Source organism: Ligilactobacillus sp. RTP31139st1_D10_RTP31139_211217 (assembly GCF_040226755.1).
GTDB classification, from domain to species: domain Bacteria; phylum Bacillota; class Bacilli; order Lactobacillales; family Lactobacillaceae; genus Ligilactobacillus; species Ligilactobacillus animalis.
Genome location: NZ_JBCOAR010000016.1, coordinates 14918 through 28926, shown reverse-complemented (window position 1 = coordinate 28926; position 14009 = coordinate 14918). Strand labels below are relative to the sequence as shown.

The 14009-nt window shown below is 41.9% G+C and carries 15 protein-coding genes and 1 pseudogene; 7 read left to right on the top strand and 9 right to left on the bottom strand.

Translation table 11 applies throughout. The features are described 5' to 3' along the window. Positions 1 to 8: 8 nt before the first annotated feature. Both ABT996_RS08960 and ABT996_RS08955 read right to left on the bottom strand, forming a co-directional pair. Positions 9 to 914, bottom strand: a complete 906-nt coding sequence (locus ABT996_RS08960) for a DUF4767 domain-containing protein (RefSeq protein WP_081797056.1) — start codon at positions 912 to 914, stop codon at positions 9 to 11. A 170-nt stretch (positions 915 to 1084) separates the two neighbouring features. After that, positions 1085 to 1852 (bottom strand): epoxyqueuosine reductase QueH, encoded by a 768-nt coding sequence (locus tag ABT996_RS08955; RefSeq protein ID WP_035446742.1) that lies wholly within the window; start codon positions 1850 to 1852, stop codon positions 1085 to 1087. Between the two features lie 88 nt (positions 1853 to 1940). On the opposite strand from ABT996_RS08955, the gene ABT996_RS08950 reads away from it, so the two are divergent. Continuing rightward, positions 1941 to 2189 (top strand): hypothetical protein, encoded by a 249-nt coding sequence (locus tag ABT996_RS08950; protein WP_035446740.1) that lies wholly within the window; start codon positions 1941 to 1943, stop codon positions 2187 to 2189. Positions 2190 to 2256: 67 nt separating this feature from the next. Here ABT996_RS08950 and ABT996_RS08945 read toward each other — a convergent pair. After that, a pseudogene (locus ABT996_RS08945) lies at positions 2257 to 2562 on the bottom strand (carboxymuconolactone decarboxylase family protein); the annotation flags it as partial. A 116-nt stretch (positions 2563 to 2678) separates the two neighbouring features. Between ABT996_RS08945 and ABT996_RS08940 the strand changes: the two are divergent. Further along, the gene (locus ABT996_RS08940) at positions 2679 to 2888 is read left to right on the top strand and encodes a type 2 periplasmic-binding domain-containing protein (protein WP_010690197.1); all 210 of its coding nucleotides are present in this window, start codon (positions 2679 to 2681) and stop codon (positions 2886 to 2888) included. A 94-nt stretch (positions 2889 to 2982) separates the two neighbouring features. Then, positions 2983 to 4005, top strand: coding sequence for a branched-chain amino acid aminotransferase (locus tag ABT996_RS08935; protein ID WP_035446737.1), 1023 nt, complete (start codon positions 2983 to 2985; stop codon positions 4003 to 4005). 117 nt (positions 4006 to 4122) lie between these two features. Here ABT996_RS08935 and ABT996_RS08930 read toward each other — a convergent pair whose 3' ends face one another. Next, positions 4123 to 4878, bottom strand: a complete 756-nt coding sequence (locus tag ABT996_RS08930) for a flavodoxin family protein (protein WP_035446735.1) — start codon at positions 4876 to 4878, stop codon at positions 4123 to 4125. Positions 4879 to 5052: 174 nt separating this feature from the next. Between ABT996_RS08930 and ABT996_RS08925 the strand changes: the two genes are divergently transcribed. Next, a complete protein-coding gene (locus ABT996_RS08925) occupies positions 5053 to 6498 on the top strand; it encodes an amino acid ABC transporter substrate-binding protein/permease (protein WP_035446733.1) in 1446 nt (481 codons plus the stop codon). A gap of 66 nt (positions 6499 to 6564) precedes the next feature. Here the strand turns inward: ABT996_RS08925 and ABT996_RS08920 are convergent, their stop codons facing one another. The 4 genes from ABT996_RS08920 to ABT996_RS08905 all read right to left on the bottom strand — a co-directional run bounded on the left by ABT996_RS08920 (position 6565) and on the right by ABT996_RS08905 (position 10395). Then, complete coding sequence (locus ABT996_RS08920; protein WP_035446731.1) at positions 6565 to 7113, bottom strand: 5-formyltetrahydrofolate cyclo-ligase; 549 nt, start codon at positions 7111 to 7113, stop codon at positions 6565 to 6567. A gap of 105 nt (positions 7114 to 7218) precedes the next feature. After that, the gene (locus tag ABT996_RS08915) at positions 7219 to 9381 is read right to left on the bottom strand and encodes an ATP-dependent Clp protease ATP-binding subunit (protein WP_035446728.1); all 2163 of its coding nucleotides are present in this window, start codon (positions 9379 to 9381) and stop codon (positions 7219 to 7221) included. Positions 9382 to 9538: 157 nt separating this feature from the next. Next, on the bottom strand, positions 9539 to 9766 hold the full coding sequence (locus tag ABT996_RS08910) for a hypothetical protein (RefSeq protein ID WP_004051003.1): 228 nt from the start codon (positions 9764 to 9766) through the stop codon (positions 9539 to 9541). 152 nt (positions 9767 to 9918) lie between these two features. Then, entirely contained in the window at positions 9919 to 10395 is a 477-nt protein-coding gene (locus ABT996_RS08905) for a nucleoside 2-deoxyribosyltransferase (RefSeq protein WP_010690185.1), read from the bottom strand. A 230-nt stretch (positions 10396 to 10625) separates the two neighbouring features. On the opposite strand from ABT996_RS08905, the gene ABT996_RS08900 reads away from it, so the two are divergent. From ABT996_RS08900 to ABT996_RS08890, 3 genes are all read left to right on the top strand, one after another. After that, on the top strand, positions 10626 to 11372 hold the full coding sequence (locus ABT996_RS08900) for a deoxynucleoside kinase (protein WP_010690184.1): 747 nt from the start codon (positions 10626 to 10628) through the stop codon (positions 11370 to 11372). Positions 11373 to 11430: 58 nt separating this feature from the next. Then, entirely contained in the window at positions 11431 to 12318 is an 888-nt protein-coding gene (locus ABT996_RS08895) for a CPBP family intramembrane glutamic endopeptidase (protein WP_035446725.1), read from the top strand. A 72-nt stretch (positions 12319 to 12390) separates the two neighbouring features. Next, complete coding sequence (locus ABT996_RS08890; protein ID WP_035446723.1) at positions 12391 to 12864, top strand: universal stress protein; 474 nt, start codon at positions 12391 to 12393, stop codon at positions 12862 to 12864. Positions 12865 to 12989: 125 nt separating this feature from the next. On the opposite strand, the gene ABT996_RS08885 is transcribed toward ABT996_RS08890, so the two are convergent. Continuing rightward, positions 12990 to 14009, bottom strand: a 1020-nt coding sequence (locus ABT996_RS08885) for a Rib/alpha-like domain-containing protein (RefSeq protein ID WP_303273424.1), incomplete at its 5' end; no start/stop codon positions are given.

The following is a 14009-nucleotide window of genomic DNA, read 5'->3' as shown; positions in this document are numbered from 1 at the left end:
AACTTATTTTACTGGTAGATCAAATCATCGTATTTAACTTCTGCTTGTTGTTCTGCTAAAGCTTCAGTTTGATAATAAACTGTGTCCGTCCATGCGCCAGCTCCACTACCAACTACTACGACTGGTATTTGCTTGCCATCGATCAACTCGGTATGAGCTGCATAGAAAGTGCCAGTCCCAGCAGTTTGGTACCATCCACGAACATTGATATAATTCAAATCATTTTTCGTAACTTCACTGGCAGCTCCCCATTCTTGGCGTGCTTCTTGCACAGCGATATCTGTGTCAAATTTTCTACCGTTTCCTGGACGATATAAGATCGTTTTAGCAGGCTTTTCACCTTCAGACGTATAAACGATCTCATGTTCACTAACTTCTAGCTTAGACATTTTACCATAGCTTTTGGCATACCAAGTTCCCCGCATTGCAACCGGAGTAGTTATATAACCGTTTCTCCCGTCGCTATGAGCATCATTGGTTGCTGTTTTTTCGTTAGCTGATCCAACTGTTGTCGTTGGTCTGCCATTATAAATATTGGCAAAATTTTCTTTTAAATCGTTATTTTTTGTTTGTGTCCAGTTATTTGAAGTAGTGTTTGTTTCGTTTACAAGTACGATCGGAGTACCATCTTTGATCGTGAAGGCATAAGTGATACTGCCACCAGTATTTTTATTGTAATTATATAGTGCAACGACAGCATAACCTGCTTTTTGAGTTCCTTTTGGATCCCAGATAAGTTCTGCAGGCTGACCATCAACTGTTGCCGTTTTAAACTCAGTTGGGTAGACGGTTCCATTAGCAGTAGTCAAATTGGTTTCTCCCGTATATTGCGTGTACGTTTGATCCATCACTTTTTCCCACTGCTTGATAAAATTACTTAACTCAGTATCTTTTTGCGTCGTCCAAGCACCAATTTTTGTAGCTTAGGCCTTTGCTCTTGTGCTTGAACTAGCGACCTTTACAGTGGATGAGCTTTTATTTGTACTTTCTTTTTTTGCTGTAGAGTTACTGCTACATCCAGCCAAAACGAGCGATAGTAGCAATATTCCCAAAATGCCTTTTTTCACGATTTTAAAATGCCTCCCTATACTTCTTCACCATTGATCTGGAAGATGATCTCAGGAAATTCTTCGGTCCCATTCTTACCTTCCATAAACTCGAGGGCATCCCGTCTAATTTGCGATAAGTCGACACCCTGTTGTTTTGCCGCAAAGATACAGCCACAGTAACATTGACGGTAGATGTCATATTCCTTACACATTTCAACTGAACGGCGGTAACCATTGCCCTTCTTAAAATCACTTGGCAAGTAATTGACGTCGTAAAAACGTTGGATCTCGATCCCGACCGAATTGATCGTTTGGGAATTTTTGTGTGGACTGATCGTCAACGCACTCCCAAAATAATCAAAGCCCAACTCAACTGCTTTTTTAGCTACCATATCTAACCGGTAGTCAAAACAAGCTTTACAGCGATCGCCACCTTCAGGCTCTTTTTCTAACCCACGGACTGCTTGGAAATATTCTTGGGGTTTATACGGAGCGGCCACAAATTGCACATTGTTACCGGTCTTTTCGTTGAAATCATGGATAAATTTTTGTTGGACATATTCACGCCGTTGGTACTCCGCCCGGGGGTGAATATTTGAATTAGCAAAATAGATCGTCACATCCGCAAATTCTGTCATGCGCTCAAGTGTCGTCGTACTACATGGCGCACAACAGGAGTGCAGTAAGATTTTGGGACGAATTTGGTCTTTTTGCCATGTCGAGACCATCTTCATCATGACTTTATCATAGTTGATCTTTTGATTTAGGTTCATTTTTGCCAAAATATCTTGCAGGTCGATCAAAACCCTGACCCTCTTTCAATAAAATTTCTATTTTACAGTATAGCACACTATTATCGTGTATAATATTTTTTAGAAAAGAGGGATCCCTATGCAAAAATATCGCGCTAAACTACAACGCTATACTGTTATCCTGACTGTCATCACCTTGATCGTTAGCGGGATCTTCATTGTCTGTGCCTTGAATAACGTTTCAAAAATGCTACTATTGACACTATTTTTATTACTATTTTTCGCTTTAAGCTCGTTGATCAGTGTGATCTTCATGCTCTATCTCCCACGTTTAGAAAAACTCTTAGCTAAACGGCGCAAGCAAAAAAAAGCCACTGACAAAAAGTGACCGTAATGCATCTACGCTATATAATCAACAAGCGATCCACCAAAACGCATTTGATGGATCGCTTTTTCTATTCGCCCCGAATCTCTTTAGCGATATTAAAGGCTGACCAAGCTTTCGGCCATCCAACATAAAAGGCTAGGTGGGTAGTGATCTCAGCCATCTCATCTTTGGTGACCCCATGAGCTTTGCCAATGTTCATGTGGGCTCTAACTTGCTCAAAGTTTCCCCCTGAGATCAAAGCTGCTAAAGTGATCACACTACGGTCATGGGCGGATAATTTATCTTCCCGTGAACAAACTTCACCAAACAAAGCATCATCATTCAATTCGTCAAACTTGGGTGCAAAATTTCCCCGGTTATCTCGGCCAGCGGTTGCAAAAAACTATCCTTTCGAAGTAGCTAAATATAACTATTTAACTTTAGAGCGAACTACAAGCTTGGCTCAAAGCGATCCCCGACAGTGCCAATGTTTTGGGGACTAGCAATCTCTTGGGCAATGTTACACCTTTGGCAAGACAAAGTGATGTTTGCCTATTGTGTGTCAAAAGTGCCTTTGAGATGTTTGATACCTCTGAGCTCGTCTTTATCCCCTTCACTCCACTTCGTCACAGTAAACACATCTTGGCGTGGTGTAAAAATACCGAATTATCCCTCGCAGCCCAAGAATTTATCGAATTCGCTAAAAATAATAAGCTTTAATCATCGAGCTGTTTTAATTATTTTTTCATAATCCTCTAAAGCGTGCTATAATCCATATAAGGCGATCTAACCAGCCTACAAAGGAGGAATTTTTATGACTGATCTAGTTGATCTTGACTGGGAAAATTTAGGGTTCGACTATATGGAGCTACCCTATCGTTATCGAGCACATTATAAAGATGGCCAGTGGCACAAAGCTGGCTTGACTGAGGACGCGACGATCGCGATCAATGAAGGCTCACCTGTCTTTCACTATGGCCAAGCTGCATTTGAAGGCCTAAAAGCGTATCGCTGTAAAGACGGTAGTATCAATCTTTTCCGGCCCGATCAAAATGCAGCACGGTTACAACGTAGCTGCCAACGTTTATTAATGCCAGAAGTGCCGACAGAGATGTTCATCGACGCTCTAAAGCAAGTGGTAAAGGCAAATGAAGCCTATGTTCCTCCATACGGTTCAGGTGGTACCCTTTACTTACGGCCAAATATCATCGGGGTCGGACCAAATATCGGCGTCCATCCCGCTTCTGAATACATCTTTACCGTCTTTGCCATGCCCGTTGGTAACTACTTTAAAGGTGGGCTCCAACCAACTAACTTCTTAGCGGCTAACTATGACCGAGCTGCGCATAAAGGTACTGGTCAAAGCAAGGTTGGCGGTAACTATGCGGCTAGTCTTTTACCTGGGGCTGAAGCTAAAAAACAGGGCTTTTCGGACTGTATCTATTTAGATCCACTTGAACATAAGAAGATCGAAGAAGTTGGTTCAGCTAACTTCTTTGGGATCACTAACGACAACAAGTTCGTTACTCCAAAATCCCCTTCGATCTTACCAAGTATCACCAAATATTCCTTGCTCTATCTCGCCAAAGAGCGCTTGGGGATGGAGACTGAAGAAACTGATATTTACTTAGATGATCTTGATCATTTAGTCGAAGCTGGTGCCTGTGGGACTGCTGCTGTGATCTCTCCGATCGGTGGTTTCCAGATCGGGGACAAGTTACACGTCTTTTATTCTGAGACTGAAGTTGGTCCAGTCACCAAGAAACTCTATGATGAATTGACCGGGATCCAATTTGGCGACAAAAAAGCGCCTGAAGGTTGGATCGTTAAAGTTTAAAATATAGTGTAAAAGCGGTCAGTACTGTATAGATAACGAAAAAATCACCATGATGCCAAAAACGCATCGTGGTGATTTTCTTGTTATTTCTTGAGAGCTACTTTCTCGCTATATAGCTTATTTGCGCTTATGTTTGACCACCGTGAAGAAATGCAGTGTGATCGATAAGAGAATAAAAAAGATCACTACAAAAGAGATATAATTATTCCAAAATCCCAGTGTTTGCCCCAATAGATGCAAGACCCCCGTTTGGATCAACATCGTGATAAAAGCCATCGCGGCTACAATGAAAAATAACTCGATATAACGTTTCACAGTCTGATCATCCTTTCGCTGTAAAGTGCCAGCTTTTTGGCCTAAACGTTGTAATTCAACTTGTTTTTTAGCCGGTAAAGACGTGAGAAAATATGTATCAGTTTGAACAGCCTCACCCGCTTTGATCAAGCCAAGGGTCGTCATGACCTTATCCATTGTCCGCAACGCCGCATCGGTTGTCCCGGTGAACATGTTTTCCCAAGTTTTAGCATAGCAATTCGTCAGTAAAACATAGTGTTTATGTTCAAATGGCTCGATCGGGTGCGGATCGCCATTTTTATCAAAACGTAAGGTCACTTGGCGTAAGCAATCCAAAAAGTTTTTCATCACACCCGATAACGCGCCCCAATATGTCGGAGCTGCTAAGACCCAAACATCGGCTTGCTTTAACTTTTCAACGAGCTTATCTAGGTCAGGACTTCCAGGATAGATCGCATGGTCCAATAAAAAGATCTGTTCGACTTCATTTTCGGGTCCGACATTGGCTAAAACTTGATCTAGCATCTGCTTGGTTATTCCATCCCGCTTATAGCAGCCCGCAATTCCAATAATTTTCACATAATGCCCTTCTTTCATCGCATCTTTACTCAATAAGCATCCGTTTACATTATAGCACAGTCTAGTTTCGAGACTATGAGCTGGGCTTAGCGCTAAATTAATTAAAAAATTTATCCATTTTTAAAACCCCGATTATGGTATATTAATATATATATCATTGTAAGGGGTATTTTTATGACTAAAAAGCTATTCGGACTCGTGAGTCTACTCTGTGCGTGCCTATTTTTCTTTAGCTTTAGCACCACAGCTCATGCAGAAAAAACTTATCAGATCGGGACAGATGTTACTTATCCACCATTTGAATTTGCCAATAAAGATAATCAATATATCGGGATCGATATCGATCTGTTAAAAGCGATCGCCAAAGAAGAAAATTTCAAAGTTGAGATCAAGCCCGTTGGTTTTAATGCTGCGGTCCAATCGCTTCAATCGGGCCAATTAGATGGGATCATGGCGGGGATGGCGATGACCGACGAACGCAAAGTAAAATTTGATTTCTCTGATCCATACTACAAAACTGGCTTTGTGATGGCAGTCGCTAAAGACAGTAAGATCACTAAGCTCGAACAGTTGCGTGGTAAACGCGTGGCGATCAAAACCGGTACGGCTGCTGGTGAATATGCCATGTCTTTAAAAGACAAATATGGCTTTACCACTGTTACATTTGACGACTCTGACAATATGTATAACGATGTCGTCAACGGAAACTCGGTCGCATGTTTTGAAGACGTCCCAGTTATGCAATATGCGATCAAAACCGGCACGGCCCTTAAGATCGTGACTAAACCTGCACGTGGTGGTTACTACGGGTTTGCGGTCATGAAAGGTCAAAACCAAGAATTACTCAAAAAATTCAACGCTGGTCTAGCTAAGATCAAGCAAAACGGCGAGTATAAAAAGATCGTGGACCGTTATTTGAGCTCTGAGACCGTTGCTGCACAAAAAGATGCCAAAAAAGATGGCAACAGTGAACGAACATTTTTCGGGTTACTAAAACAAAATCGCCAAGCCTTGTTAAAAGGTCTCGGCGAAACTTTATATTTAACTGTCGTTGGGATCATTTGTGCGACGATCTTCGGGGTGATCATCGGATTGCTCGGGATCTTGCCAAATAAATTTGCGCAAGGCTTCTCTACCACTGTTATCTATATTTTCCGTGGTTTACCACTCCTAGTGCTGGCCTTGTTCATCTATAACGGGCTCCCATCGCTAACTGGGGTCAAGATCCCGGCCTTTGTCGCTGGGGTGATCACCTTGATGTTAAACGAAGGTGCCTACACCGCGGCCTTCGTCAAAGGTGGGATCGAAGCGGTCGATAAGGGTCAAATGGAAGCAGCCCGTTCATTAGGTCTTCCATTTGGTACCGCCATGCGTAAAGTTATCTTGCCACAAGGGCTCAAGATCATGGTGCCATCCTTTGTCAACCAGTTCATCATTACCTTAAAAGATACCTCGATCCTCTCGATCATTGGGATCTTAGAATTGACTCAGACGGGTAAGATCATCATCGCCCGTAACCTTGAAGGCTTCAAGGTTTGGACGATCATCGCTTTGATCTACCTGATCATCATCACACTTTTGACTTGGTTATCAAATTACGTGCAAAAGAAAATGAAATAATTATTGAAAATAGCGCGGACTCCACCATGATAGTGGGGCCCGCGCTATTTCTATAGCACTAAATTTTTAGTCTGTCAGCGTGATCACGTTTTGGAGTGGAACATCAAATTCATCTACTGGCCACTGCGCTGTTGGATAAGCCATTGCTGGCGCCGCCAAAGATACAGTATTTCCTGGGAAATTCTTCAAATAGCGATCATAGTAGCCCCCACCAAACCCTAAACGGATCTTACTGTCCAAAGCATAGGCTATGCCCGGAACGATCAAAAGATCTATGTCAGTTTGAACTTTTTTAGTATCATATTTAGGTTCTAAGACACCAAACTTACTCATTTCAAAATCATTTTCCGTCTCTGCTGGTAAAAATACCATCTGGCGCTTAGGCAGCGTGCGCGGATAAAAAACTTTTTTTCCTTCACGTTTAGCCTGAATGCTTATCACTTCAGTCGGTACTTCGATCTTACCTGCCATCGTCAGCCCGATCGTCTGCGCTTGTTGCCAAATGTCTGTCATAAATAATTTTTCTGCTAACTTACTTCCGGAAGCGTTGGTTTCGAGCGTATTATTGGCTAATTTTTCTAATTGTCGTTTGCGAAATTCTATTTTAGTCTGCATCAGTATCCCCCCTCATCTCAAGCATAAGCTACGCACTACAAAAAAAGCAACCGCCAAGAACTGACGATTGCTTCGTGTGTGTTATTTCATTGTTTAGGAGAAGTTTTAGTCTTTAGCTTCTGTTTCAGGTTCTTCTTTCTTAGCATCGTCTTTACGTTCTGCGATAACTAAGACTCCATCTTTCATATCTGCTTCTAAATGCTTAACATCAATGTTATCCAAGTAGAAGTCAGTTACTTTATCACGAATTTGTTGTTCGATGACACGACGCAATGGACGAGCACCCATAGCTTCATCGTAGCCTTGTTCGATCAAGAATTCCTTAGCTGGTTCAGAAACTTCTAAGTCTAAGCCCTTCTTAGCCAAGTTGTGGTTTACATCAGCTAACATTAAGTCAACGATGTGGTGCAAGTCTTCCTTGGTCAAGTGTGAGAATTCGATGACCGCGTTGAAACGGTTCAAGAATTCAGGTCTGAAGTATGGAGCTAACTTCTTCATGATCTCTTCGTCTTTATCTTTATCGCCTGTCAAAGCTTCGTTACCAAAGCCAGCGTTTGAAGTTGCGATGATCACTGTGTTCTTGAAGTTGACTGTGTTACCTTGACCATCTGTCAAACGACCATCATCAAGCACTTGTAATAACAAGGTGATTACTTGTGGATCAGCCTTTTCGATCTCATCTAACAAGACGATCGAATATGGTTGACGACGAACACGTTCAGTCAAAGTATTGCTGTTGTCATCATAACCAACATAACCGGCTGTTGTCCCGATCAACTTAGAAACAGCTGTCCGATCTGAGTATTCAGACATATCTAAGCGGATGATCGCATCTTTGTTACCAAACATGTCATAAGCTAATTGTTTAGCTAATTCAGTCTTACCAACACCTGTAGGCCCAACGAATAAGAAGGAACCAATTGGACGGTTGCCATCATCAAAGCCAGCACGGTTACGACGGATAGCGCGCGAAACAGCTTCGACCGCTTCGTCTTGACCGATAACTTTGCCCTTCAAACGGCTTTCGATATTGCGTAAGCGTTCGATGTCGCTTGCACCCATCTTAGATACAGGAATACCTGTCAAACGTTCTACGGATTGAGCTACATCGTCAACGGTTGCTGTAACTTTTTGTGCTTCTGAATTGCTGTTTAATTTTGCTTCTAATTCATCGATCTTAGCTTTAACATTCAAAGCTTCTTCGTAATCTTCTTTATCAGCAGCAGCTTGTTGTTCATCTTTAGCTTTCTTGATCTCAGCTTCGATCTGCTTAGCATCTGTAACTGTGTGTTGTGATGCTAAGTGAGCGGCCGTCATATCTACTAAGTCGATCGCCTTATCAGGTAATGTCCGTTGTGGGATATATTGTACTGATAAGTCAACGGCTGCCTTCAAAACATCGTCTGGTAAGACAACATTGTGGTGGTCTTCGTAAAGTTTACGGATACCTTCCAAGATCTTGAAGGTGTCTTCTGGTGTAGGTTCGTTAACGACAACTTCATTGAAACGCCGTGCTAAAGCAGCATTCTTCAAAATAGTGTTACGATATTCGTCTTGTGTCGTTGCACCGATAACTGAAATTTCACCACGCGACAATGCAGGTTTCAAAATATCAGCTAAACCTTTCGAGCCACTGTCACCACCGGTCGAACCAGCACCTAAAATTTGATGGATCTCATCAAAGAACAAGATGATGTTGCCAGCTTCTTTGACTTCGTTGACCAAGTTTTGGATGTTTTCTTCAAAGCTACCACGATATTGTGTCCCAGCTTCAAGTGAAGAGATATCAATACTTACGATCTCTTTATTCTTGATCGCAGCTGGTACATCGCCGTTCACGATGGCTTGGGCTAAGCCTTCAACAACAGCTGTCTTACCAACACCAGCATCCCCAACTAAAACAGGGTTGTTCTTTGTCCGACGAGCCAAGATCTCAGCTGCTTCTTGGATCTCTTTCTTACGTCCGATAACTGGATCTAACTTACCTTCACGTGCATCTTGGGTCAAATTGCGACCAAGCTTTTGCAAAACACTACCTTCTTGTTGGCCAGCTTGTTGTTGCATTGCAGCTTGTTGAGCTTGAGCAGCAGCTTGTTGTTGTGCTTGATTTGGCAAGCGACCTGTTTGACGATATTGTCTGAATTCTTCAGGTGTAACTTCATGACCATTTATCATGTAACGACTGCTTTCTGAGCTTAAGCCGTTGTTGCCCCATAATTGATTAAAAATGTCGTCCATGTCTCCAAATGGATCTGTATATCTAGCCATAAATAATCCCTCGCTTTTTTACTTAAATAATTTTCTAAATTTATAACGCTTGTAATATACAACTTATAATTTTACATTGCAAACAAAAACACTCGCCTGCAGAAAAAAGCCCAAGTGACCAACCGGAGCTTTTTAGATCATAAATCGTAATACTACATTACTTCCAATTCATATAGTTTTCTTCGAGCTCTTGCAAAACTTGCCACATCGTTGCATGTTGTGCCCTAGCTAAGGCATCAAGATCACGCAAATTCAAGGAAGTTGCCCGAGTTTGTTGCTTGTTGAACGATTTATGAAGGGTCGTATAACCATAACCCGACCTCTTGGATACCTCATAAATGGTCAATTCCTTTTCACGTAGGTAACCTTTGATGTCGATCTCCATTGGTTCTCACCTCCACAAAAATAATTATACCACATTTGTGATACTTCACAAGTGTAAAATACCACAAATGTGAAATATTTTTTTAAACTTTATTTTTTAAGTAATAAGCTAAAAAATAACCCCTACACGTAGTAGGAGTTAGCAAAATTTATTTAAATCACAGGGCGTGGGCAGAATTTTGGCATCAATTCGTCAAAATCATATTCTTCCAACGCTTCCAAACCTTCTTTTGTAACATCAAAATATGCGGTCAAGCCTTGGGCGATCATCAAGTTGACTTCTTTTTCAGGATCAAATTGCACAACGATCACTGGCGTCTTGGTGGCATAAGCATAACCGATCTCAAAGGCTGTTCCTGAGTCTGGTTCGTTTTCTTTGGTCTCTTCTAATTTGTAGTCCACGATCGCTACGACTACATCGCTAGCATCGATTTGGTTAGTATCAAGGCCAAAAGTAGCTTTTTGCCACTCAAAGCTTCCAAATTCAGCTGCTTTATATTCATGTTCATGGGGAATAAAAATATTTTGAGCATCGATCGTTTTATTATTGCTCAATGCTTCTTTGACTTTAGCGATCCGTTCTTTTTGGGCTGGACTAAAAAATGGTGATGCAAGATATACAGATTTCATTTTGTGGCCTCCTAAAGTAAGTATATTTTCAGTATACGTGACCAAAATCAGTAAAAGCAAGTTATTACTGTTAAAACGATACGCGTCTCCATTCCTACAACATGTTGTGGTTAATTTTAAAAAAACACAAGATAAGCTTTATTTTTGATCGATTTCCGAGTATGATTGTAGAGGTACTTAAATAATTTAACACTAACCAGACATTATTAGGAAAGGATGCTTCAATCATTTTGATCACACTATCAGGAATCATCGGCTCTGGGAAGTCGAGTTTAACCGAAATTTTGGCGCAAGAATTAGGCACCAAAGCATATTATGAACCGGTCAAAGACAATCCCGTCTTACCTATCTTCTACAAAGGTAACGAGATCGCCGCTAAAAAGCGCGCTGCGGGCGATAAAGATGCCACTAACCCGTATGCCTACCTCTTACAAACATTCTTCTTAAACCGCCGTTTTGCGATGATCAAGGCTGCTATGCAAGAAGACAACAATATCTTGGACCGCTCGATCTACGAAGATGAGATCTTCATGAAGATGAACACCGAAATGGGCAACGCAACCGAAGTCGAATACGATATCTACAAGAGCTTACTTTCAAACATGATGGAAGAACTTCCATTTGCTTCCCATAAGAAGTCACCCGATTTGATGATCACGATCAAAGTGTCCTATGATACGATGTTAAAACGGATCGAAAAACGCGGCCGTGATTACGAATTAGTCGAACGTGATCCTTCCTTAGTCGAATACTACCAACGTCTTTTACGTCATTACGCTGTTTGGATGGAAGAATACGATTCTTCGCCCCTTTTGATCATCGATGGCGACAAATACGATTTTGTTGGCAGTGTGGCTGATCGGATCGCCGTCTTAGAACAAGTTGAAGAAAAGCTTTACGAACTAAACAAGATCAGTAAAGAACAACTTGATGAACTAAAGAAACAACATCTTGAATTATTAAATGAAGTTGGGTAATAATAGAGCTGAGAGCACTTTCTTAGCTCTATTTTTTTATGGAAAAAGGTTTTGTTATATGGAAAAAACTGAACGTAAAGATCTCAGAAAAACACTTTGGGTCGGTCTTACCTGCCTAATAGCATTTAACATTGCTATTTTAGAAGCGCTTGTCATCTTAAATCCAGAAAATCCCGATGAAACTGGCATCCCGTACTTTTTTGCCGTTGCTGCTGAATTGTTCATTATTTTTGCCGCTACAAATAAAAGGACCCAACGCCACCTGTTTGATGTTTATCGCAAACCAACTGCGCAAGAATTTTTTCAATGGGTCTGCTTTTTAGGGCTGACACAGATCATTTTCAGCTACAACAGTGCCTTGATCGAGATGCTCTTAAACTTCTTTCATCTGAGTGCTCAAAGCCAAGAAGAAAGTGCCACTGGAGCTACTGAAATGCTCTCGATGTTTATCTATGGGTCATTTCTAGCCCCGTTTGGAGAAGAGATCTTATTTCGTGGTTTTCTCCTGCAAAACTTCAAACGCTATGGCACCCGTTTTGCAATTATTTTTTCAGCCTTTTTATTTGGCATCTACCATGGCAATATCGTCCAGACACCTTTCGCCTTCATTTTAGGCATCCTTTTAGGGTATGTCGCTGTTGTATACGGTTTGAAATATGCGATCTACGTCCACATCTTCAATAATATGATCTTAGCTGACGTGATGGACCGCTTTTTGGGACTTTTCCCGGAAAATATAGCTACAGTCATAAACATCATCATTATGGGCGGACTGGCGCTATTAGGGCTCTATTACCTCTGGCGTAAGTTTAAAATGCGCCAACACAAACTACTCGCCCCAGTCGATCTCACCGTCATAAAAGCCGCTATTTTCAACTTACCCTTCTGCCTTTTGCTCGCTATCTGTCTGTGGGAAATGATCAGTGGATTGACCCCACTCAAGTAAGGGATATCGCTTGCAGATTTTTAAGCCAAGGGAGTATCATTAAATAAAGAGATAAAGGTAAGGTGATGCATGATGGCACTTAATTATAAGCGTGTATTAGTAGCGATCGATGGTTCTAAGGGTTCTGATATAGCGTTAGAAACTGCGATCGATGTAACTAAAAGAAATGAGGCTCATTTAGATATTTTACGTGTCTTGGATCTCAATTCACTCGAATACGGTGGCGCCGGGATCGCTTTAGATGGGGAACAGATATATCGGATCGAACAAGAAAACGAAGCATATTTGCTCAAATTACGTGAAGAACTCATTGAAAAGCATGGTTTTAAGACCGATCAGATCAATGTCCACATTCGTTTTGGTAATCCCAAGATCGTGATCACCGAAGATTTCCAACCCGAATACAACATTGACATGATCATCGTTGGTTCGACCGGTAAGAGTTTCTTACACCGCATCGTAACTGGTTCTGTTGCTTCGCATGTGACTCGAACAGCTAAATGTGATGTGTTAGTGGCTCGCTCCACTGAGGAAAATTTGAAATAATGATCTAAGGCCTTGAAACGACTCAAGGTCTTATTTTTTGCACACAAAAGAGGCAGGCATATTTCAATTACTTGAAATAGCCTGCCTCTTTTAGGCTGAGTAAGTCTCAGCTAACGGATCAACGCTTATTCTTCTTCACGTTTCTTCTTGCTCTTCAAAGCACCTAAACCTGCAAGTCCTGCCAAGCCAGCTAAAGCTGCTCCAAGGGCTTTAGCCTTTTGATCGTCTGAATCACCCGTTTGTGGTAACTCAGTCTTAGCTGCACTTGGTGGTGTTTGCTTGTTAGTTGTTGAGGTCGTAGCTGGTGCCTCCGGTTTTTGACTTGGAGTACCTGGCGTTTGTCCACCAGCAGTTGCTTTGGCTTTGACAGTGATCGTTGTTTCAACGATGTCAACAGAGCCATCTGGATACGTTACTTTGACTAACGCTTTGAACGTACCAACTTTAGAAGTATCTGGCGTTTCGACCCATTCGACTTTAGTACCAGCTGGGAGATCGCCTAAGTTTGCGATCGCATCTTTAGCATCTGGCACTTGCCCTTGAACGACCTCGATCTGTTTAGTGATTGGTTCGTTCTTATCGGCATCAGTCTTGTTATCTGTGACCGTGATCTTCACTGTGATCTCATCAGTTGAGCCATCTGGGTAGGTCACGATGATCGTACCTTCCTTATCACCTGGTGTCGTTGTATCAACTGGGGTCTTCCATTCGAATTTTGTACCTGGTGGAAGTTCTGGCACATTACCGATACCATCTTCGGCTGCTGGAGTGCCTCCTACTGGTGTTGTGATATCTTTACCAGTTGGTTCGTACTTGTCCGCATCCGTTGGATTTTCTGTTACTGTGACTTTCACGGTCACTTCTTCACTAGAACCATCTGGATACGTTACTACGATCGTGCCTTCCTTATCGCCCGGCGTTGTTGTATCGACTGGGGTCTTCCATTCAAACTTCGTGCCTGGTGGAAGTTCTGGTACATTACCGATACCATCTTCGGCTGCTGGAGTGCCTCCTACTAGTGTTGTGATATCTTTACCAGTTGGTTCGTACTTGTCCGCATCTGTTGGGTTTTCTGTTACTGTGACTTTCACGGTCACTTCTTCACTAGAACCATCTGGATACGTTACTACGATCGTGCCTTCCTT

Bases quoted from the DNA above. Each gene is read 5' to 3' on its own strand.
- ABT996_RS08910 (WP_004051003.1), bottom strand. From the start codon at position 9,766: ATGGAGATCGACATCAAAGGTTACCTACGTGAAAAGGAATTGACCATT.
- ABT996_RS08925 (WP_035446733.1), top strand. From the start codon at position 5,053: ATGACTAAAAAGCTATTCGGACTCGTGAGTCTACTCTGTGCGTGCCTA.
- ABT996_RS08915 (WP_035446728.1), bottom strand. From the start codon at position 9,381: ATGGCTAGATATACAGATCCATTTGGAGACATGGACGACATTTTTAAT.
- ABT996_RS08895 (WP_035446725.1), top strand. From the start codon at position 11,431: ATGGAAAAAACTGAACGTAAAGATCTCAGAAAAACACTTTGGGTCGGT.
- ABT996_RS08950 (WP_035446740.1), top strand. From the start codon at position 1,941: ATGCAAAAATATCGCGCTAAACTACAACGCTATACTGTTATCCTGACT.
- ABT996_RS08905 (WP_010690185.1), bottom strand. From the start codon at position 10,395: ATGAAATCTGTATATCTTGCATCACCATTTTTTAGTCCAGCCCAAAAA.
- ABT996_RS08890 (WP_035446723.1), top strand. From the start codon at position 12,391: ATGGCACTTAATTATAAGCGTGTATTAGTAGCGATCGATGGTTCTAAG.
- ABT996_RS08935 (WP_035446737.1), top strand. From the start codon at position 2,983: ATGACTGATCTAGTTGATCTTGACTGGGAAAATTTAGGGTTCGACTAT.
- ABT996_RS08920 (WP_035446731.1), bottom strand. From the start codon at position 7,113: ATGCAGACTAAAATAGAATTTCGCAAACGACAATTAGAAAAATTAGCC.